Source organism: Dehalobacter sp. DCM (assembly GCF_024972775.1).
Classification (GTDB): domain Bacteria; phylum Bacillota; class Desulfitobacteriia; order Desulfitobacteriales; family Syntrophobotulaceae; genus Dehalobacter.
In genome coordinates this window covers 2,592,583-2,614,832 of record NZ_CP092282.1, presented here as the reverse complement: position 1 = coordinate 2,614,832, position 22,250 = coordinate 2,592,583, and the positions used below count along the sequence as shown (strand labels likewise).

The window sequence follows — 22,250 nt, the reverse complement described above, 5'->3', positions numbered from 1 at the left end:
GAATCATTTTTGCAAATGGTACGGTATGGTCGCTACCACAACGTTTTTTCTATTCAACAAAAAAGAGCGAATTAGCAAACTGGATTGGTTATGGAGAATGTGCTGCCAGCCCTTTCTAGGAATGAATTCGGGAATCAAAACGGTAACTTGATATTTATTGTCAAGCGCTTTGTGCTCGATGACATCGATGAATTTACTGAGGGGCTGAACAATACTGCGGTGCAAAGAAAAAAGGGTGACAAGGCGAATTCCAGTATGCCATTTCTCCCATTTTTCTTCAAATCGTTTTTCTTCTTCTTTATCAAAAGCGATCGTCACGGCAATGATCTGATTGGGAGACAGAGAGCGGGCATAATTTAAGGCGTTTTCTACGACCCGTGTCACGCCTGAAACCGGAATGATAATAATATTGCCTTTGATGGGGAAAGTTGGTTCAGCCAGAGAAACACGTAATTGATCAGCGACCGCCATATAATGCATATATATTTTATAGAAGAACCAGATGATTAACGGCAGAAAAATCAGGATAGGCCAAATCTGCGAGAACTTGGTCAGCAAGAACATGACGACGACAATAAAACTGATTAAGGCGCCGATACTATTAATGATCAGCTTAGAGATCCAGCCCTTTGGCCTTTCGCGCATCCATTTGACAATCATGCCTGTTTGCGAGAGTGTAAACGGAATAAACACGCCGATGGCGTAAAGCGGAATTAAGCGTGACGTCTGCCCACTGAAGGCAACGATCAAGAGGATAGAAAAGAAACCCAAAAAAAGAATGCCATTAGAGTATCCCAGGCGATCACCCCGGATCGTAAACATCCTGGGGATAAATTTATCTTTAGCCAGGTTAACAGCAAGTAACGGAAAAGCAGAATAACCTGTATTTGCTGCCAGAATTAAGATAAGGGCTGTTGTTCCTTGAATAAAGTAATAAATGACATTTCGTCCGAATAACGTTTCACCTAATTGGGAAACAACAGTTACCTCGGTGCTGGGAGTGATTCCATAATAATACGCGAGAAAGACAATACCTGAAAATAATATTCCCAGGATAACCCCCATAGCAATCAGCGTTTTAGCTGCGTTACTGGGTGCAGGATCTTTAAAATTAGGGATGGCATTAGAAATTGCTTCAACACCGGTCAAAGCTGAACATCCGGAGGCAAACGCTTTTAAAAGGAGGAATAAGCTGATGCCGGCAATCGGCGTTCCGATTGCTGAGTGGGTAACCGGTACCGCATGGCCGGTCAGTATGTTGAATAAACCGGCAACAATCAACATGACTAATGCAGCGACAAAAAGATAGACAGGGTATGCCAGGATGGTTGCTGACTCACGTACGCCGCGCAGATTTAAAATTGTCAATATAATAACAAAGAAAACGGCAATAATGACAGTGTGTCCATGCAGGGACGGAAAGGCAGAGGTTAGTGCGTCCGTACCGGCAGAAACACTAACGGCTACAGTTAAGATATAGTCCACGAGCAACGAGGCGCCTGCTACCAAACCGGGTTTTACACCGAGATTGCCCTTTGATACAATGTATGCGCCGCCGCCATAAGGGTAGGCAAAGATGATTTGACGGTAAGATAAGATCAAGGCTGTGAGCAAGATCAGGACACCGATTCCGATCGGTATTGAGTACCAGAAAGCCGCTGAACCGATAGCCAAAAGGGCAATCAGAATTTGTTCCGGACCATAGGCTACGGATGATAATGCGTCAGATGATAAGATAGCCAGAGCTTTTCTTTTATTTAATTTCTGTTCGCCTAATTCGGTCGATTTTAGAGGGCGACCAATCAGTAAGCGTTTAAGTGTTGAAACCACGTTTTAATGTCACCGTCCTGAAATAATATGAGTGCAAAGGTATTATGCCACTACGTGATTAATCTATCTTTATGATAGATTAATTAATAGCATCCTGTTCCATCACCTCATATAGTTATAGCACGGATAGCATTAAGAAAGCATTCAGATTGGCCTTTACTGTATAAAGATTGTATTAAGAAAGACTTTTTTCAACGTTGGTATCTTCAATCATACGGTATCCAACACCCACTTCGGTGACAATGTACTGCGGTTCAGCCGGGTTTTTCTCCAGTTTCCGCCGGATATTGGCCATATTGACCCGGAGAGCTTTAACTTCGTTTGTATACGGTCCCCAGATTTCCCTTATGATATAGTCATGCGTCAGTACTTTTCCGATATTTCTGGAAAGCAAAACAATGATCTTGTATTCGATGGGTGTTAGGTGAATTTCATTACCGGCCAGCGTAACCCGTCTTTTGCTGAAGTTTATTTCAAGGTCTCCAACATGAATCCCGGGCAGCTCGCTTTGACTGTCGCCTATGATCTTTTGGCTATGGCGGAGGCCTGTCCGAATTCGGGCGAGTAATTCCGATGTACCAAAAGGCTTAGTCAAATAGTCATCAGCGCCTAAATCTAACGCCTCCACCTTTTCTCGCTCTTGCCCCCGGGCGGATACCACGATAACCGGCACTTCTGACCATTGACGGATCGTCTTTAATACATCAATACCGTCTAGATCCGGGAGCCCTAGATCCAGTAAAATCAAATCAGGTGAATGAGAGGCTGTCATCGCGATTGCTTCTTTTCCTTTTCCTGTTTTGATGATAGCATATTGGTTAGAAGTAAGAATTGCGGACATGAAGTTGCAGATCCGTTCATCATCTTCGACAATGAGTATCAGTGCTTTATTGCTCATTGTGATCCTCCTGCTTCAATGGCAGTGTAAACCAGAAAACGGCACCACCATGGTCTTTATTATAGGCATCGATCATCCCGTTATGAGCCTTGATAATGGACATACAGATTGATAATCCGATTCCCATACCCCGCGCGGAATCCGAGCTTCTCTTGCCGTTGGGAATATAGCTTTCAAATAAATACGGAAAATCTTCGCCATTTATCCCCGTTCCATAATCGCTGACCTCAAATACTGCGTCATTCCGGTCTTGGCTGACTAGAATTTCGACTGTGGAGTTATCTGGTGTATGTCGGATTGCATTTTCTAAAAGGTTCAGAAGTACTTGTAAGATCAAGGTTCCATCCATGGGAACGATCAAGAGTGTATCCGGTACCTGTACCGATATTTTCCGGTGTGGATAGCGTTTGCGCGTTCGGCTGACAGCCTCAGCAACAATTTCCTCTGCGGCTTCATCCGTCATCGCGACATTCATTGTACCTTCTTTAATCCGGGTGACCGATAGTAAGTTCTCAACCATGCGGATGAGCCACTGTGAATCCTCTTTTATGTTAACCAGCAGTTGATGTTGTGTTGGTTTATCAAGCGATTCAGAACTTTCCAAGATCACTGAACTGGCGCCAAGTATACCGGTAAGGGGGGTACGCAGGTCATGGGAAATGGCTCGCAGCAGATTGCTTCTCATTTTTTCTTTTTCAGCTTCAATCAAAATGGTTCGCTGTTCGTCAGATAATTTCTGACGTTCTAACGCCAAAGCGACGTGGGACGCAATCATTTTCAATAATTCACGTTGGTCACGCGTCAGCTTTTCTTTTACAGAAGTAAGGCCTATGACGCCAAGAACATCACTTTGGCCGGCGATGGGAATATAGTACGCTTTTGCTTCTTTATGGGTGTCTGTTCCGGCACCGGCAGGTTTCTGATTGACAAACACCCAATGAGCGACGGCACGTTCATTCTCAGAAAGCATATAGGACGCATCGGATTCGGTTGCAGCCAGGTGCAAATAGCCGGGTGAGCCTGATTGAGGATCTTGAGCATAAAAGATGACTGAGCAGCCAAAAACTACAGAAAGGGCGTCATTGGTCAAAATAATGATATTATCCAAGCCGCGGGTCACTAATAGTTTCTTATTGATCTCATAAAGAAGCTCTGTGCGGGATTCTCTTTGGACAGCAAGCTGCGCCTGGGATTTTATACGAATCGTTGACGTGCTTGTGATCAAGGCAACTATGAGCATAACAATAAAGGTGATGGGATAACCGGCCTGGAATGCATGAATCGAGTAAACCGGCACGATAAAGAAATAGTTAAAAAGGATAACAGTAATTACGGAAGCAGCGCCCCCGTAGACATAGCCCATGGTAATCCTGGAGATCAGAAACACGGATAGCAAATAAACCATCATGATATCGCGGCTATTAAATCCGATATATTGCATTCCTAACGAAAGGAGAGTGGCACCCGCTAGAATAACCAGAGTTTTAAACGTGTCAGACCAGGTTAAAAAAAGGTCTTTAATAAAATGGATTTTTCTTGGTTGATGAAAGGGCAGCGATGGTTTTGTTGCTTCAACACCGGGGATAATGTGTATTTCGATACCAGGCATCATGGCAATGAGTTTGTCTTCCAAACGGATATCCAATAGATTTTTCAGCGGCTTATTATTTCGGCTTTTGCCGATAACGACATTTGTGATTCCTGAAAGTTTGGCATATTCAGTAATAACGGACGGGATATCATATCCATTCAAAATAACGATTTTAGCACCAAGCTGTTCAGCCAGATCAAGATTTGCCTGGAGCGTTTCTTTTTCACTGTCATGACCGTGCCGGTTTTCCATGTTTTCAACATAAAGAGCCGTCCATGGGGCGTGAAAAACCTCTGCTGTTCTGGCTGTCCAGCGGATAGACTTGGCAGAGGATGGGGAAGAACTCAAACAAACCAAAAGTTTAATTCCAGCTTTTTTATCCGGTGAGCTTTCTGCAGTATCATTACTATGACTGATCCTGTCTGCAGCCGTACGCAGGGCAAGTTCCCTTAGCAATTGCAGCTGTTCCACTGTCAGTGTATCTTCCTGGTGCAGATAATATTTTTGAAGCTTGTCTGGTGCGGCATCGACCAACTCAACCTTATCAGCGTTCGCAAAAATATAGTCGGGTATAGACTCATCAACTACCTGATTGGTGATATTCTGAATAATATCCCGCAAGCTTTCAATATTCTGAACATTGAGAGTGGTGTAGACATCAATGCCTGCTTTAAGAAGTTCTTCAATATCCAAATATCTTTTCTTATTCCGCATGCCATCCGCATTGACATGGGCCAATTCATCGACGAGGATCAAGTCTGGCCTTCGGATTAATGCGGTATCCAGATCAAACTCTGAAGAAGATTGATTATTCCCATCCAGGATGATTGGCGACAAAGACGGTATTTGTTCCATGAGGTGGATCGTTTCTGGCGGTGTATGGGGCTCAAGATAACCGACAACAACATCGACACCCCGGGAAAACTGACTTTTTGCATCATCAAGCATCGCGTAGGTTTTGCCGACGCCTTTGGCATAGCCAAGAAAAATCTTCAACTTTCCGGTATACTTCGTCGATTCTGTTAATGGTTCCAATTGATGACTACCCCTATCTCTATCGCCTTTATCCTACTATAATACGCGTGCCTTTAAAGTTAATCAAGATGTGTTTCAGTGAAGCTATCTATGAAGAATTGTCATAAACCAATAGAGATATGAAAAAAAAGTACCCGATAAAATCGGGTAAATAGAGGGGTTAGATAATATTGAGGAGGAGTAGATGAGAATGTACCGGTGTCATCACATCGGTAAATGAATATACAACTCCACCTATACATTTTACTCTATTTCCTAATAAATGGCCAGACCATGAGCAAAAGTCAGAAAATTTCATCAAATGAACAGATTGTTATCGTTTGAGGTTGCGTGTACAATATAGTCAGACTAAAGAAAAGAGCAAGAGTGTATGAAAAATGCGCGATACATTAAAATCAACGGCATCGTGCAGGGTGTCGGTTTTCGCCCGTTTGTATATAAACTGGCGGTTGAATTGAATTTGCGCGGATGGGTGATTAATTGCAGCAGTGGAGTTGAGATTCATGCCGAAGGGGAAAATTTAGAGAAATTTTTGCAGAGAATCCTTGCAGAAAAGCCGCCGATGGCGTCGATTATCACACACGAGAGCAACACTGTTCCGGCCAAGGGATATACCGACTTTAAAATCATTGAAAGTCGAGAATCAACCAAAAAAGACGTTTTAATATCACCGGATATTGCGGTCTGTCCGGATTGTCTGAATGAATTGTGGGACAAAACGGACCGGCGTTATCGCTATCCATTTATTAACTGCACGAATTGCGGGCCGCGATATACGATCATTAAAGATCGTCCCTATGACCGAAATAAAACGACAATGGATCCCTTTATTATGTGTCCAACTTGCCGGCATGAATACGAAGATACCTCTGATCGACGATTTCATGCACAGCCGGTGGCTTGCAGGGACTGCGGACCATCCCTGCAGCTTTGGGATGCAGACGGTCTTGTTGTCACAAATCATGGCATTGGCAGCGATCTTTTAGAGAAAGGATCGATCCTGGCAGTTAAAGGTATTGGTGGGTTTCATTTGGTATGTGATGCCTATAATGATCAGGCAGTCAAACGCTTGCGTCACGTAAAAGAACGCGGAGCGAAACCGTTTGCAGTGATGGCCAGAGATATGAATGCTGTCAGACGTGAAGTATCTTTAACCGAGCTTGAAAGCCTGACCTTAGCGGGGCCATCGGCACCCATCGTTCTTTTGCCCAGGATAAATATAGCAGAAAGTCGTCTGTCTGCGGCTACAGCACCCGGCTTAATCACTCTGGGAGTCATGCTGCCCTATACACCCGTTCATCACCTTTTATTCGATGGGCAATTCGACTTTTTGGTTATGACCAGCGCCAATTTAAGCGGTCAGCCATTAATCTATGATAATGACATTGCCTTGGAATCCTTGCGCGGAATCGCTGATTATTTTCTGGTGAATAACAGAGATATTTACCATCCGTGTGATGACTCCGTATTACAACAAATCGGTGATAAAATGACGTTTATTCGCAGAGCGCGCGGGTATGTCCCCGTTCCGCTTGTTATTAAGAAGGAGTTGAAAGATCCGATCGTCGGTTTGGGAGGGGAAATGAAGAATGCTTTTTGTTTGGGTTCGGGCAGCATGGCGTTTATGAGTCAATATATCGGCGACATGCACGGTTTGGATAATCTTCAGCGCTTCGAACAAGAATTCGATGCCTTTCAAAAAGTAACAAGCACGACGCCGAAAATTGCGGCTTACGATCTCCACCCGGAATATATGACTACCCGTATCGCTAAAGCTCTCGATATTCCGAAGTATACGGTACAGCACCATCATGCCCATCTTGTCAGTGTCATGGCAGAACATGGTCTGGAAGAACCCTTACTTGGCATTATCTGTGATGGGACAGGATATGGTGACGATGGTAAAATATGGGGATTCGAGTATATGCATGGCAATGCGGCACAATATCAGCGTCTGGGCCATCTGGAATATCTGCCATTACCCGGAGGGGATGTCGCTGCGAAGTATCCATTACGGATTGCCTATGCTTATCTAAAAGTAATTCTGACGGAAAACGAATGGCACAACACCGAGTGTTTTTGGTCCGGTTTGTCAGCTCAGGAAAAGGATATTCTCGACGGTCAAATTCGCAGTGGTTTCCAGCTTTTTGAGTCATCAAGCGCCGGCCGTCTCTTTGATGCCGTCAGCGGGATGCTGGGCATCTGTACAGAAGTAACCTATGAAGGACAGGCAGCGATCGAGTTGGAAAGTATTGCAGCAGCCTGGTTACAAAATCACAGGATATTAAAGCAATATGAAAATGAGGCAATCGTTCGTCTCAACGCCTTAATTAATCTGAGAACAGACTATGAAGGTATCGCCGACCAGAACACACCCTGTGTTTATAATATGCAACCGATGATAGAGGAATGCAATAAACGGGGTGAAGAATGTTCGGATCCTGACCCGCTCTTGTATCTGCCGCGGTGGGCAGTCGTCGATAATGGAAAGACGGTCATCTTAAAAATTGACCGGCTCTTAAGACAGATCATTGACGATATTATGACCGGAAAAAATAGTGGTGAGATTGCTTTTCGTTTCCATTACTCACTGGCATGTATGATGCTTGAAACGGCGATCATATTAGGAACAAAAAAAGACCTGCCGGTTTCCGGCGGTGTATTTCAAAATAAGCTGCTGACGGAATGCCTTTTGTCATTAACCGGACAACTGGGAATACGGCTTTTATACCCGACGCAGCTGCCGTCAGGAGACGGCGGATTAGCATTCGGACAAGTCATTATCGCCGACGAGAAGAATAAACGGTTATCTTGTTAAATGGTTATGGCGAAAAGAGTCGGGGCGATATAACTAGCTTTTTAGTTCAAATAAGGGATGAAATCCATCATTGCTGAGCGTGCAGCGTGAAAAGTGCGTGTTAAGATCCGATAGTATCTGTTCCGTAATTTGGGGATCAATATTAAACAAACGAAAAATTGTTGTGATGTAAAAATCGGTAATGTCCCTATCATTATATTTTTCCTGATGAGAGTAGGCATCAATATTCATTTGTCGTGACAAACCAATATTCGTAATACTGATGAATTTCTTTTCTTTCGCCGATAATTCTCGCGGTGCCAGTTTCAGGCAAACATTAAAAATGAAGGGATTTTCTTTGATTTCCAGGACATTTTCGATATAGAGGTCCTTGAAAAATCGACGGAGCTTTTCATCGCAGAAAAACAGATACCAATAAGCGCGAAGACCAAGTAATACACGTGTAGCCTCATTCATTTTACCCACAAATAAATTTGCGATTTTCGCATTGCGCCGGGCAAAATTTGAATGGACAAGTGCCCCCAACTGTAGCTTACTTTCATAATGGTGGTAAAAGGACCCGCGATTCGCCTCGGCATAATCCGTTATATCGGTAACCGTTGTTTCAGCGTATCCTTTTTCATAAAATAATATTTCACTGGCGATATAAATCTTGCGTTTTGTGTTAATTCCTGCTTGATATTGTGCCATAAGCCACCTCACAATTTAATAAGAGCATACCATAATTCAAATTTGCTATCAAGTTGCCCGCATTCCTGCAACATGGTAAAATGGATAAGCTAAAATTAATCAGGGAGGAATCTGGTGTGTCTGGGCATTCCAAATGGGCTAATATTAAACACAAAAAAGCTAAATCCGATGCGATAAAAGGGAAGATGTTCACGAAGCTGGCAAAAGAGATCATTGTGGCGGCGCGTGCTGGCGGCGGCGATCCTAACGGGAATTTTCGTTTAAGAATCGCCATAGACAATGCGAAAGCAGCGAATCTTCCAAACGACAATATTCAACGTGCGATTCAAAAAGGAGCCGGAGCCGGAGAGGGAGACAACTTTGAAGAACTCCGTTATGAAGGTTATGGACCCGGCGGCGTCGCCATCATGGTTGAACTGGCGACGGATAATCGTAACCGTACAGCTGGAGAAATGCGGTATATTTTTTCAAAAAATGGCGGGAACCTTGGGGAGACAGGCAGCGTCGGCTGGATGTTTACGGAGAAAGGCCAGCTGGATATCCCCAGAGAAGATCTGAGAATGGACGAGGATGAAATCATGCTGTTGGCACTTGAGGCCGGGGCTGATGATGTTGAGTCAGAGGAAGAAAGCTTCGCGATCTTTACCGTTCCGGAAAAGATGCAGGATGTTCGTCAAGTACTCTTGGACAGTAAGCTGCCCATAGAGAACGCAGCCATTAATTTGATTCCGACTAACCGTGTCGAGATTGCAGATATTGAACAGGCAAAAAAAATAATTAAATTAATTGACTCGCTGGAAAGTCATGATGATGTCCAAAAAGTATATACAAACTTTGAATTGGCTGAATCATTGGCTGATGCAGATCTCTAGGCAGTAAGTATCAGCAGTAAGCACATAGAGGATAATCATAATATAATAAACACCGGCGAAGGAGTAACGGTGATGTTGATTCTTGGCATTGACCCGGGAACAGCCATTATGGGATATGGGCTGATTGAAAAAAATGGGCAGAAACTGACCCCCATAACCTATGCCTGTTGGCGTACGCCGTCTGACTTACCGATGCCGGAACGACTACGTCTGCTTTTTGACTCATTAGAGGATTTCTTGAGAAATTATTCACCGGATATAATGGCGGTGGAGGAACTCTTTTTTAATCGCAATACTACAACCGCAATCACCGTCGGACAAGCCCGGGGGGTGGTGCTGCTTGGTGCAGCTCGCCATGGTATTGCGGTGTTCGAATATACCCCGCTTCAGGTTAAACAGGCTGTTGTCGGGTATGGTAAAGCGGATAAAAAACAGATCCAGTACATGGTCAAAGCGATATTGGGACTTCAGGAAACCCCTAAGCCGGATGATACGGCTGATGCACTGGCGATAGCCATTTGTCACGCCCATAGCATGGGACGTAAGGTCTAAGGAGGAATGATCGTATGATCGGTATGCTGCGTGGGATTGTCTGGGTTGCAGAGACAGACCGCTTAATCCTGGATGTTGGCGGTGTGGGTTATCTGCTGCATATGCCGTTGAGTTCGCTGACGAAAGTCCGACAGGGCGAGGAGAATGTATTTTTCACACATATGATCATGCGTGAAGATGATTTGTCCTTATACGGATTTATCACCAAAGATGAAAAGGATTTATTTTTACAGCTTCTGAGTGTGACCGGCATCGGACCCAAAGCAGCTTTAGCGATTTTATCGGCATTCCCGGTCAACAGGATCAAAACAGCTATTGTCAGTGAAGACGCCTCGTTGCTGACAGAAGTATCCGGGATAGGCGGCAAGACGGCTAAACGTATCATCCTCGAACTGAAAGAAAAAATGAAAGATGTCGAATTAGAAGACACTGGAGATGACACTTCCGGGTTTGGGCCTACTGATGAGACGTTGGAAATGCTGTTGGCTTTAGGATTTTCCCGGGCCGAAGCACGCAGTGCGCTGGCAACAGTCAACAAAAAGGGAATTGCGTCTACTGAAGATCAGGTGAAAGAAGCCCTTCGTATGCTGGCGAGCCGTTAGATGAAAGCGAGATTACCATGTGTCTTTAGACCTAGAATCCATAATAAGAAGGAGGAGTAAGCATTGGAAAGAGTCATCAGTTCCATGGAACGGCCTGAAGATCGGGATAATGAAGCATTACGGCCAGGCAGGCTAATGGAATATATCGGGCAGACGAATATTAAAGAAAACCTCAGCGTGTTTATTCAGGCTGCCCAAAACCGAGGTGAGGCTCTGGACCATGTTTTACTTTACGGACCACCCGGCTTGGGTAAAACGACCTTGGCCAATATTATCGCTGCAGAGATGGGTGTGAATATACGAACCACATCCGGTCCGGCAATTGAAAGGCCCGGAGATTTAGCCGCCCTTTTGACCTCGCTGGAAGCACGGGATGTTCTGTTTATTGATGAGATCCATCGGCTCAGCAGGACTGCGGAGGAAGTTCTCTATTCCGCGATGGAAGATAGCTGTTTGGATATCGTGATCGGGAAAGGACCCAGTGCCCGCTCTATACGGCTTTCCTTGTCGCCGTTTACGCTGATTGGCGCCACAACCCGGGCAGGTCAGTTGACATCACCGCTTCGTGATCGTTTTGGTGTGATCAATCGTTTGGAGTTCTATACCACAGAAGAGTTAATTGAGATTGTCTCTCGGGCTTCTCGGGTACTGCGGGTAGCACTGACGGTTGAAGGGGCAACGGAAATTGCCCGACGGTCCAGAGGAACGCCACGCGTCGCTAACCGTCTGCTGAAACGGGTGAGAGATTATGCCGAATACTGGGGATGCCAAGTGATTGATGCAGAAATAGCAGCAAAAGCGCTTAATAAATTAGAAGTTGATCCGTTAGGGTTGGACAGCTTGGACAAGAAAGTACTGCTGGCAATCATCCATAAGTTTGCCGGCGGGCCGGTGGGCTTGGAAACACTTGCGGCAACGGTTGGTGAGGAAGCGGAGACCTTGGAGGATGTTGCTGAACCGTTTCTGCTGCAAATGGGGTTTCTGCAGAGAACGCCCCGGGGCAGGATGGTAACCGCTCACGTGTACAGTTATTTTGGTATGGAGCAGCCTTCACATCTTCAGCAGGGGCTGTTTACGGAAGAGGGTTGAATACACCGAGGTACAATTGGGCAATCTGTTTAATAAAGTACATTCTTTGAGGTTATGGCCATGCGCTTTCATTGTGATGATATTAAACAGAATGACAAAACTCAATCCCTATTATTGGTCTTTAATCTGATCATACTTTCTGCTATTATTCTTCTCTTAATACCGACCCCTATGCAAGCTAAGGATATAACCGTCGAACTGGTCTGGCAATATCCTGAAGCTTCCTGGTTAGAAATTGAACCAATTCAAGGGGAGTATACACTGGATTATGATCAGATGCATACCGTGCTTTCGCCCGGAAGCAGTTTGAAAATTGGACGAAGCACTTTAACTTTTTTTGTTATGGTTAACGGTAAAACAGCGATTGTTCAGGACAAGACGATAACACTTAAGCAACGCAAAGCCGGCATCATCCGTATTCGCGAAGGGGCTGAGGAATGGAAAAGCTATCGCGGCAATCTTTCACTAAAAAACGATAGTCATTTCTGGAAGATATACAATACGCTGGACCAAGAGGACTATTTAAAAGGCGTTGTGCCAATCGAAATGAGCAACGCATGGGCAGCCAAGGGGTTTGAAGCACTAAAAGCACAGGCGGTCGCAGCGCGTACTTACATGCTAAAAAATAATGCGAATGGTATCATTACCGATTCTCCAGATATTCATCAGGCTTATCTTGGGAGATCAGTGGAGGGGGAAGCCAGCCGCGCGGTAACGGCTACGGCAGGTGAGATTCTTGCTGATAAGGATTCAGACAACCCTATTTCGATTTTTTACTCTTCACATAATGGCGGGTATACGGAATTGACCGAAAATGTCTGGCAAAATCATGATCCGCATTATACATCTTTTCCGGATCATTATACAACTGGGATTGGCGGCTTCATTGATCAATGGACATTTAGTATTGATGCGGAAGCTCTTGGCAAAGCATTCGATTTAGCTCCTATCCGTGAGCTCCAATTAAAAAAATATTCATCCGGACGTGTTTATCGAGTAGCATTAACGGACTGGCTTGGAAATAAAAAGGAAGTCACCGGCGGCGAGTTTGTTCGTGCATTTTATCCACAGAACCAGCCTCTGGGTGCAAATTCCTTCTTAGGAAGGTTATTTGAGGCAACCTATTATTTCTCGCCAAAAGAGCTTGCACCGCTTTATCAGCAGACAGCTCATCTCCTGGCGGATAATACACAGCAGTTTAGCCGCTCCGACGGTGTGACTGGACCCTTACTTACGCGAATCGTCAGTTCCAATGATGGGATCCGATCAGAATCATGTCCCTTTGGCTCGTTTGTTTTCAGCGGCAGCGGATGGGGACACGGTGTTGGCATGTCGCAGTGGGGAGCGTATCGGATGGCCATGGAAGGGTATACCTATCAGGATATCCTTAACTATTATTATAAAAATACCGAAATTTTAAAAACAGTACAATAAATTAACGGAGAATAGATCGAAGTACTTTAATTGGAAAACAGCGTTGAAGGAGCCATCGGAATGAAATTGGCAGATTTTGATTACGAATTGCCTGAAGACCTTATTGCCCAAAACCCTGTTGAACCTCGCGATTCATCGCGATTAATGGTTTTGGATAAATCGCATGGTGAAATTTTTCATCATTCTTTCCGTGAGATTGACCAGTATTTACATCGGGGGGATGTCTTGGTTCTGAATAGGACGCGGGTACTTCCAGCCCGTTTAATCGGGATTAAGGAAGGGACTGGTGCCAAAATCGAGGTTCTTCTGCTGAAAAGACTAACAAAAGATCGATGGGAAGTATTAGTCAAACCTGGAAAAAGGCTGAAACCAGAACAGGTTGTTGTCTTTGGCGAGGGTTTATTGCGGGGTGTTCTGCAGGAAGTCCTGGATAACGGGAATCGGATCATGGCATTTACTTATGACGGATTATTTGAAGAGGTCCTGGATCAACTGGGAGAAATGCCTCTGCCTCCTTATATTACTGCTGAACTGGAGAATAAGGAACGCTATCAGACGGTATATGCCCGAGAAAATGGTTCTGCCGCTGCACCCACTGCAGGACTTCATTTTACGGAAGAACTCCTTACGCGGTTAACGGAAAAAGGGGTTGAGGTCTTAGATGTATTATTGCATGTTGGATTGGGCACGTTTCGGCCGGTTAAATCGGAAGAAGTAACGGAGCATGTGATGCATTCGGAATACTACCGGATTGAGGCGGATACGGCAGACCGGATCAATCAAGCCAAAAGGGAAGGTCGCCGGGTCATCGCAGTAGGAACTACCGTTGTCAGGACATTGGAGTCAGCGGCGGCATTAGCTTCCGCAGATACGCATAATGTTGTGTCGGCAGCAGAAGGCTGGACAGATATCTTTATATATCCGGGTTACACATTCAAGGTCGTCGATGCCCTGATCACCAATTTCCATTTTCCGCGTTCAACACTGCTCATGTTGGTCAGTGCTTTCGCTGGCAGAGAGTTGGTTCAGGATGCTTATGAAACGGCAATTCAAGAAAGATATCGATTTTATAGCTTTGGAGACGCTATGTTTCTCTATTAAACAGGCGATTGAATAAGAGAGGAAGAATGTTTTGGCAGCTGTTAAATTGGAAATACTAAAAAAGGACACGAAAACAAAAGCGCGTCTTGGCCAAGTGCATACACCCCACGGCAGCATTGAGACACCGGCGTTTATGCCTGTGGGCACCCAGGCGACAGTCAAAGCGGTGAGTCCGGAAGAATTAAAGGCGATGGGAGCTAACATTATTCTTAGCAACACCTATCATCTGTTCCTGAGACCCGGGCATGATTTGATTAAACGGGCTGGCGGGCTTCATCACTTTATGAACTGGGATGGTGCGATCCTTACGGACAGCGGCGGTTTCCAAGTTTTCAGTCTGGGTGACTTGCGTAAGATCACAGAAGAAGGCGTTGAATTTCGATCACACCTGGACGGTTCAAAACAATTTTTAAGTCCGGAAAAGGCAATAGAGATCCAAATGGCGCTCGGATCCGATATCGTCATGGCGTTTGACGAATGCACGCCGTATCCTGCATCACATGAATACGCGCAGAAATCGGCCGAGCGGACATTCCGCTGGCTTCAACGCTGCAAGGCCGCACTGACCACCACGGACAGACAGGCGCTTTTTGGTATCGTTCAGGGAGGGATGTATGAGGATTTACGCAAGCAAAACGCATTAGAGATGGCAGAACTTGACCTGCCGGGTTATGCTATAGGCGGACTGAGTGTCGGTGAACCTAAGCCCATGATGTATGATGTTCTGGAGTATACGGCACCGCTCTTACCGGAGGATAAACCACGGTACCTGATGGGAGTCGGGTCGCCGGATGATTTGATCGAAGGGGTCATCCGTGGCATTGATATGTTTGATTGTGTGCTGCCGTCTCGGATTGCGCGCAACGGAACAGCGCTGACGCGTTTTGGTAAGGTTGTTGTTCGCAATGCACACTATGCCGACGATTTCACACCGATTGACCCTTCGTGCGATTGCTACACGTGCCGAAATTATTCACGAGCCTATGTCCGTCATCTGATTAAAGCCGATGAGATTTTTGGACACCGGCTGATGACCATCCATAACCTTCACTTTCTATTGAACATGATGGCTGAGATTAGAGCAGCGATCAAAAATGATGGTTTACCTGAATACCGCAGCAAGTTCTTTGCAGATTATGGCTACGATTCTTGAAAATAAATCCGAAATTTTGCTGAAATAAACCAATAAAGATGATATAATCAAAAAAGCCAAGCTTATCCAACTCTAAGGTGTACTTAAGCATAGAAGTTTATGATAAGCAGGAAATACTATTTTATAGTTATTATTAAGGAGGATTCTGGACGAATGAACCAAACTACAACGATCATTTATTTAGCCTTTTTCGTTGTCATGATTGTTTTTCTTTTCTATCTGCCCAGCAGAAAACAAAAGCAAGAACGTCAGAGACTGATGGCGGCGATTAAACCAAAAGCCAAAGTTACAACCATTGGTGGTATCCTTGGAACGATCACGAAGATCAAAGAAGATACGGTTATCATAAAAATTGCCAACAATGTTGAGATTGAGATATTAAAATCAGCAATCCGAAATGCCGAAGGCGGCAAGGATGTTGCTGAGAAGAAGCAAAAAGAAGAGAGCGAAGAAACAGTTAACGACGTCGAAGACGTTGTCGAGCCCGAAGTAAAATAATACCAAGTTCCACCTGCATCAATGAGGAGACTGAACAAAGATGAAATGGATAATTTGATTCCATCGGGTAGCAGACGAAAGCAAGTGCAGCAACACTTGCTTTTTGAATTCATTGACACGTTTATTCCAAAAGGGATATAATGTAATTCGTATGGGCTGCTCCCATAATTCTATTAGGAGGAACAAGGATGAAACGGGGAAACATATTAAAACTCGCAATCGCCGTTATACTCGTCGCTGTTGTGGTTTTCATGTCAATTAACCCTCTGACGGATCCTGAAAAGGGAATTCCGTTAGGACTTGACTTACGCGGCGGAGTTCATCTGGTATTGCAGGCTGAACCCGGACAAGACGGTGCAGCTATAACCAACGAAGATATGGATAAAGCCAGAGCCGTTATCGATAATCGCGTTAACGGGCTGGGTGTTTCTGAGCCTTATATTCAGACAGATTATGATAAAAAACGCATTATCATCGATCTTGCCGGAGTCAGTGATCCGGACCAAGCGGTCAAAGTTTTAAAGACAACGGCTAAGTTGACTTTCCGTGACCCCCAGGGGAATATCGTTTTGGACGGATCTGAATTAAAGGATGCCCGTGCCGGCACCGATACGTCCACCGGGGTACAGGATTTTGTCGTCTCACTTGATTTCACAGCCGCAGGGGCGGAAAAGTTCGCGGATTTGACCACCCAGTATGTCGGTCAACGTATCGGAATTTACCTCGATGAACAAATGATTCAGAATCCCGGAGTTGAAGAACCGATCACCAGTGGTAAGGCACAGATCAGCCATTATTCTTCACTGGAAGAGGCAGCTCAGTTTGCCGTCATGTTCCGTTCCGGAGCACTTCCGGTCAGTATGTCCATTGTGGAAAAGTATCAGGTTGGAGCCAGCTTGGGAGCGGATTCTCTTCAAAAGAGCTTGAATGCGTGTATAATTGCTATCATCTTCATTTTCTTATTTATGCTCTTCCTCTATCGTTTACCAGGTTTGGTTGCCGATTTTTCACTCGTTGTTTTTTCGGTGATCGTGCTCTGGATATTGTATGCGGTTGGCAGCGTACTCACATTGCCGGGTATCGCCGGTTTCGTACTATCCCTGGGGATGGCCGTGGACTTGAACATTATTGTTTATGAGCGGATTAAAGAAGAACTTAAACTGGGAAAATCTTTAAGAGCAGCCGTCGATGCGGGATTCAGCCGTGCGTTTATGACGGTATTCGATTCAAATATCACCACTATTTTTGGCGCAGCAGCGTTGTTTCTGCTGGGTTCCTCATCGATCCGTGGTTTTGCCCTAACCTTGATTATCGGTATTGTGGCCAGTCTGTTTACAGCAATCACATTTACAAGATGGATCATGCGTTGGATCGTCGGCATCAATCCGCGTCTTAACAAGTGGTTGTTTGGCGTAAAGGAGGTAAAATAAGTGGCTGATAAATACAAGGGCAAAAAACCGCCAAAGTATGCAGAACCCAAAGCTCTCGCCCAAAATACGGCACTTCATTCTACGCCTGCTGCCAGCGAAGCCAGTTACGACGATGTGAAGAAAGAGCACCGCTTCTATTTTAATATTGTGAAAAGGCGGTATATTTGGTTTGCTTTATCCCTCGTCCTGATTATTGCCGGGATTATCTCTTTGTTTGTGCAGGGATTGAATCTGGGGATTGATTTTACTGGCGGATCGATGTTTACAATCCAGTTCAATGAGCAAGTGACTCAGTCTAATGTCCAGAAGGCTGTTGATTCCCTCGGTATCGATGGGACGGTCCAGTTATCCAATGGGGATAAAACAGCCCTGATTCGTACGGAAACACTGGATCCGGACAAACGGGATGCGCTGCTGACTGCGATTGAAAAACAAGCCGGTGCATTTGACCGCCAAGCACTGCAGGAGAATCTTGTTGCAGCGGCCATTGGTACGGAGTTGCAGCAGGATGCGCTCAAAGCCCTCGGGGTAGCTGCCGTGCTTATTCTGCTCTATGTGTCCTTCCGCTTCCGTTTTCTCTATGCTGTTTCGGCAGTGATTGCCCTTTTGCACGATATAGTGATTACGGTAGGAATCGTTTCACTGTTTCAATTGCAGGTTGATGCCACATTCATTGCTGCCATACTCACTGTATTCGGTTATTCGATTAATGATACCGTCGTTATTTATGACCGTATCCGTGAAAATGAAAAACGCATGAAGAAGAGAGACAGCTTTGAGGACATGGTCGATAAATCCGTATGGCAGACCATGGGCCGTTCATTAAAAACGGTGGGGACAGTGTTAATCGCGTTGCTTGCGATTAATATCCTCGGCGGGGATTCCACTAAAGTATTTGCATTTGTCATGCTGATTGGTGTATTCTTTGGATGCTACTCCTCCATTTTTGTTGCCAGCCAGCTTGTTGTCGAAATAAAGAAACGGACTAGCAAAGAGATTAAAAAGGAAAGTCCTTCTGAGGCATAATAATCAGCTGAAGACTCAATTGATATTATGGGGTCACAAAGCTACACAATGTAGTTCTGTGACCTCTTTTCTTTCATTTATGCTTGTTCACTTGCGTCGGTAAAAGAATAGTATCGTGACCGGATGGGATGAGATGTGACGAGATAATCGAGATAATCGAGATACATGCATATTTGTTTACCGGGTAATTTAGAATATACTGTAATATGTGATTGCAATTATTATTATTATTTTACAGATTTGCTTATTGATTTAGCGAACGTTGTACTAGTACAACGTATTTGAAATAACTACACAAAAGAATATCTCAATCATTTACTTCAAATTAGGTCTGCGTGCCACAGTTCCGGCGACAAGCGGAGCATGGATTGCGGAGCGCAACGGTCCATGGATGGACCTAAGTTAAAATTTGCCAAGGAGGGCAAAAGAATTTTAACTTCTATAATGTAAATTCATGGAGGGCACAAGAGCCGAAAGCGGAATGTGGCATGCAGACCAACCGCAGAATAAAGCTTACGTATTTGTTTGCCTAGTTATTTAGAATACAATGTACTAGAAAGGACAGAGATAAACGAAAGGATATGAGTAACTATGATGTTAACTGTTCTTGGCTATTGGGGAGCTTACCCGGAAGAAAATGAAGCAACCGCCGGATATCTTTTACAGACAGATCGGCATACCGTGTTATTGGATTGTGGCAGCGGCATATTGTCTAAGCTCTGGAAGTATGTTCGGCACGAGGATCTGGATGCCGTATTCATCTCGCATTTTCACCATGATCACACAGCAGATATCGGATGCCTTCTGTATGCCGGCAAATTGGCGATGGCCTTTAAAAAAAGGCGGGTGCCCCTTGCGATATATGCCAATTACTGCTCCGCACGTTTTCAGGAGTTAACGTTCGGCGATAACAGCATCGGTATTGAAATCACACCGGGGTCAAAACTGGATTTAAACGGATTACACGTATCCTTTGCGCCAACAGTTCATGATGAATATAATCTGGCCATGCGCTTTGAATATGAAGGAAAAGCACTGGTTTATACGGGGGATATGGGCCCGGCTACCGACTTGAACGATTTTTGTCGCGGTGCGGATCTTCTGCTATGCGAAGCCAGTCTCTATGCAGATGAAAAGGGATTGATTTCCGGGCATATGACCTCGGAAGAAACAGCCAGGTTGGCCAATGAAGCAGGAGCTAAGTCTCTCATGATGACTCATTTTCCGCATATCGGAAATGTATCGGATATGGCATCGGAAGCAGCCAGATATTATCATGGAAAGATATATTTGGCCCAGACTGGTTTAACGATAACGGTGTAAATATTATTTATTGAATATATAAAAATGGATAAATATTTATCATTTTATTTTTATAATTAAGTGCATTTTTTGCTAAGCTGTTATATAATACATCTAAAGAGAGGAGAGATAGCATGAAGAAAATGACCGGCGCTCAAGCTATAATAGAATGTCTTAAAAAAGAAAACGTTGACGTCGTTTTTGGCTATCCCGGCGGAGCTGTCTTAACACTGTATGATGAGCTTTACTTGTCTGATTTTCCGCATGTTCTGCCACGACATGAACAGGGAGCTGTCCATGCCGCCGACGGGTATGCCCGATCAACTGGGAAGGTTGGTGTCTGCATCGCGACATCCGGTCCCGGGGCAACCAACCTAATTACAGGTATTGCTACAGCTTATATGGATTCGATCCCACTCGTGCTGATCACCGGACAGGTGGCGTTATCCCTACTGGGACGGGATTCTTTTCAAGAGGCCGATATTCGTGGGATAACCACACCCATCACCAAGCACAATTTTTTAATTAAAGATGTTAAGGATATTCCCAAAGCAATGAAAGCGGCATTTTATATTGCGCGTTCAGGCCGTCCAGGCCCGGTATTGATCGATGTCCCTAAGAATATTTTTGCAGAAGAATTGGCATTTGAATATCCTGAATGCATCCAAATACGCGGTTATAAGCCTATCGTTGAAGGCGATAAAGCGGTGATCGATGCTGTCTGCAACGAACTCCAATCAGCTAAAAAACCGTTGTTCTTTATTGGCGGCGGGGTTAATCTTTCCGATACGTCTGCACTGATGAGAGACCTTGTGGCTTATACCGGTGTTCCCACCGTCAGTAGTCTGATGGGCCTTGGCAGTATTTCTTCCAATGATCCCCACTTTTTTGGCATGATTGGGATGCATGGCAGCTATGCCGGAAATATGGCAACGACTGAAACCGATTTGTTGGTTGGCATTGGTGCGCGATTCGACGACAGAGTCACAGGTAAACTCGAGGAGTTCGCTCCAAAGGCGAAGGTCATTCACTTTGATATCGATCCCGCTGAGATCAATAAAAATGTCAGATCATATATCCGGGTGATTGCCGATCTCAAATGGTCGCTGGCCGAGTTGGCGAATAAGATTAAAGAAAGACCAAGCGAGGCGTGGCAAAAACAATTTATGCCATGGCATCATCAATTAGTTGCGTGGCAAAAAGAGCATCCGCTGGCATATAGCCGGCAGACGAATCGGATATTGCCTCAGGCAGCAATAGAGAAGATCAGCGAGCTCACTCAAGGCAATGCAATCGTTGTTACCGATGTCGGACAAAATCAAATGTGGACAGCACAGTTTTACTCATTTAAAAATCCACGCTCATTATTGACATCGGGAGGACTTGGCACGATGGGTTATGGTTTACCGTCTGCGTTAGGTGCTCAGGTGGGCAATAAACACAAAAAGGTTGTCTGTATCTGCGGTGACGGCGGTTTTATGATGAACTGTCAGGAATTGATGACCATTGCCGATTTAAATCTTCCGGTTAAAATTATCATTTTAAATAATCAATCACTCGGTATGGTAGCCCAATGGCAGAGGGCATTCTATAGTGGTCATTATGCTCATTCCAATATGGCCACGAAAGCAGACTTTGTAGCGATTTCCACAGCGATGGGAGTCCCCGCGATTCGCTTAGAGCATAAGGACGAACTGGACACTGTTCTACGAGAGGTTATGAATTCGGAGGGGCCTTGTCTTGTTGACATCCGTATCCCGGAAGAGGAAGATGTCTTACCGATGGTGCCTGCGGGCTCCGGCCTGCATAAAATGATAATGGGGGACTGGCAATGAAACATACGTTAGCAGTCTTAACAGAGAACAAACCGGGCGTTCTGACCCATATTTCCGGGCTGATCAGCCGCAGGGATTTCAATATCGAGAGTATTACAGCCGGCTATACAGAAGAATCAGATATGACCCGGATAACCATCGTTGTTGATGCTGACGACGAGTACGAATTGGAACAGGTCGTTAATCAGCTGTCTAAACTCATCGATGTGATCAAGATTATTGATCTGACGGGGCAGGACCGTGTCCACCGTGAATTAGCGATGATAAAAGTAAAAGCGTTACCAGCGAATCGAGCGGAAATTGTAAATTTAGTCGAAATATTCCGAGCTCACATCGTGGATGTCAGTAAGGAAACTATGATTATCGAGTTAACCGGCGAGGAAGACAAAATAGAAGCCATCTGTGAATTACTCAACGACTATGGGATCATTGAGATTGTCCGGACGGGTAAAATTGCCATCTGCCGTGGACCTAAAGCGGCAAAGGATGTTTAA

18 protein-coding genes are annotated in these 22,250 nt (G+C 44.8%); 14 read left to right on the top strand and 4 right to left on the bottom strand.

Annotated features, from left to right (window positions below; translation table 11 throughout):
• Positions 1–3 precede the first annotated feature (3 nt).
• From LPY66_RS12145 to LPY66_RS12135, 3 genes are all read right to left on the bottom strand, one after another.
• A complete protein-coding gene (locus LPY66_RS12145; RefSeq protein WP_337984594.1) occupies positions 4–1,830 on the bottom strand; it encodes an APC family permease in 1,827 nt (608 codons plus the stop codon).
• A gap of 175 nt (positions 1,831–2,005) precedes the next feature.
• Positions 2,006–2,728, bottom strand: coding sequence for a response regulator (locus tag LPY66_RS12140; RefSeq protein ID WP_337984593.1), 723 nt, complete (start codon positions 2,726–2,728; stop codon positions 2,006–2,008).
• Positions 2,718–5,354 (bottom strand): sensor histidine kinase, encoded by a 2,637-nt coding sequence (locus LPY66_RS12135; protein ID WP_337984592.1) that lies wholly within the window; start codon positions 5,352–5,354, stop codon positions 2,718–2,720. Before LPY66_RS12135 ends, LPY66_RS12140 begins: the two co-directional genes overlap by 11 nt.
• Positions 5,355–5,724: 370 nt before the next feature.
• Here LPY66_RS12135 and hypF point away from each other — a divergent pair, with 370 nt between their 5' ends.
• Positions 5,725–8,172, top strand: a complete 2,448-nt coding sequence (gene hypF, locus LPY66_RS12130; RefSeq protein ID WP_337984591.1) for a carbamoyltransferase HypF — start codon at positions 5,725–5,727, stop codon at positions 8,170–8,172.
• Positions 8,173–8,205: 33 nt separating this feature from the next.
• On the opposite strand, the gene LPY66_RS12125 is transcribed toward hypF, so the two are convergent.
• Positions 8,206–8,862, bottom strand: coding sequence for a TetR/AcrR family transcriptional regulator (locus LPY66_RS12125; RefSeq protein ID WP_337984590.1), 657 nt, complete (start codon positions 8,860–8,862; stop codon positions 8,206–8,208).
• 116 nt (positions 8,863–8,978) lie between these two features.
• Here LPY66_RS12125 and LPY66_RS12120 point away from each other — a divergent pair, with 116 nt between their 5' ends.
• From LPY66_RS12120 to ilvN, 13 genes are all read left to right on the top strand, one after another.
• On the top strand, positions 8,979–9,734 hold the full coding sequence (locus LPY66_RS12120) for a YebC/PmpR family DNA-binding transcriptional regulator (protein WP_337984589.1): 756 nt from the start codon (positions 8,979–8,981) through the stop codon (positions 9,732–9,734).
• Positions 9,735–9,806: 72 nt separating this feature from the next.
• Positions 9,807–10,286, top strand: coding sequence for a crossover junction endodeoxyribonuclease RuvC (ruvC, locus tag LPY66_RS12115; RefSeq protein WP_337984588.1), 480 nt, complete (start codon positions 9,807–9,809; stop codon positions 10,284–10,286).
• Between the two features lie 14 nt (positions 10,287–10,300).
• Entirely contained in the window at positions 10,301–10,888 is a 588-nt protein-coding gene (ruvA, locus tag LPY66_RS12110; RefSeq protein WP_337984587.1) for a Holliday junction branch migration protein RuvA, read from the top strand.
• An 84-nt stretch (positions 10,889–10,972) separates the two neighbouring features.
• Positions 10,973–11,977: a Holliday junction branch migration DNA helicase RuvB gene (ruvB, locus tag LPY66_RS12105; protein WP_337988080.1), complete on the top strand. Its 1,005-nt coding sequence runs from the start codon at positions 10,973–10,975 to the stop codon at positions 11,975–11,977.
• A gap of 60 nt (positions 11,978–12,037) precedes the next feature.
• Positions 12,038–13,411, top strand: coding sequence for a SpoIID/LytB domain-containing protein (locus LPY66_RS12100; protein WP_337984586.1), 1,374 nt, complete (start codon positions 12,038–12,040; stop codon positions 13,409–13,411).
• 60 nt (positions 13,412–13,471) lie between these two features.
• Complete coding sequence (gene queA / locus LPY66_RS12095) at positions 13,472–14,512, top strand: tRNA preQ1(34) S-adenosylmethionine ribosyltransferase-isomerase QueA (RefSeq protein ID WP_337984585.1); 1,041 nt, start codon at positions 13,472–13,474, stop codon at positions 14,510–14,512.
• Between the two features lie 31 nt (positions 14,513–14,543).
• Complete coding sequence (gene tgt / locus LPY66_RS12090; protein WP_337984584.1) at positions 14,544–15,665, top strand: tRNA guanosine(34) transglycosylase Tgt; 1,122 nt, start codon at positions 14,544–14,546, stop codon at positions 15,663–15,665.
• A gap of 153 nt (positions 15,666–15,818) precedes the next feature.
• The gene (yajC, locus tag LPY66_RS12085) at positions 15,819–16,163 is read left to right on the top strand and encodes a preprotein translocase subunit YajC (protein WP_337984583.1); all 345 of its coding nucleotides are present in this window, start codon (positions 15,819–15,821) and stop codon (positions 16,161–16,163) included.
• 188 nt (positions 16,164–16,351) lie between these two features.
• Complete coding sequence (gene secD, locus LPY66_RS12080) at positions 16,352–17,593, top strand: protein translocase subunit SecD (protein WP_337984582.1); 1,242 nt, start codon at positions 16,352–16,354, stop codon at positions 17,591–17,593.
• Positions 17,594–18,619, top strand: coding sequence for a protein translocase subunit SecF (secF, locus tag LPY66_RS12075; protein WP_337984581.1), 1,026 nt, complete (start codon positions 17,594–17,596; stop codon positions 18,617–18,619).
• A 591-nt stretch (positions 18,620–19,210) separates the two neighbouring features.
• Positions 19,211–19,942 carry an MBL fold metallo-hydrolase gene (locus LPY66_RS12070; protein WP_337984580.1) on the top strand — a complete coding sequence of 244 codons (732 nt, stop codon included), beginning with the start codon at positions 19,211–19,213 and terminating at the stop codon, positions 19,940–19,942.
• Positions 19,943–20,055: 113 nt separating this feature from the next.
• A complete protein-coding gene (gene ilvB, locus LPY66_RS12065; protein ID WP_337984579.1) occupies positions 20,056–21,756 on the top strand; it encodes a biosynthetic-type acetolactate synthase large subunit in 1,701 nt (566 codons plus the stop codon).
• Positions 21,753–22,250, top strand: coding sequence for an acetolactate synthase small subunit (gene ilvN / locus LPY66_RS12060; RefSeq protein ID WP_337984578.1), 498 nt, complete (start codon positions 21,753–21,755; stop codon positions 22,248–22,250). Before ilvB ends, ilvN begins: the two co-directional genes overlap by 4 nt.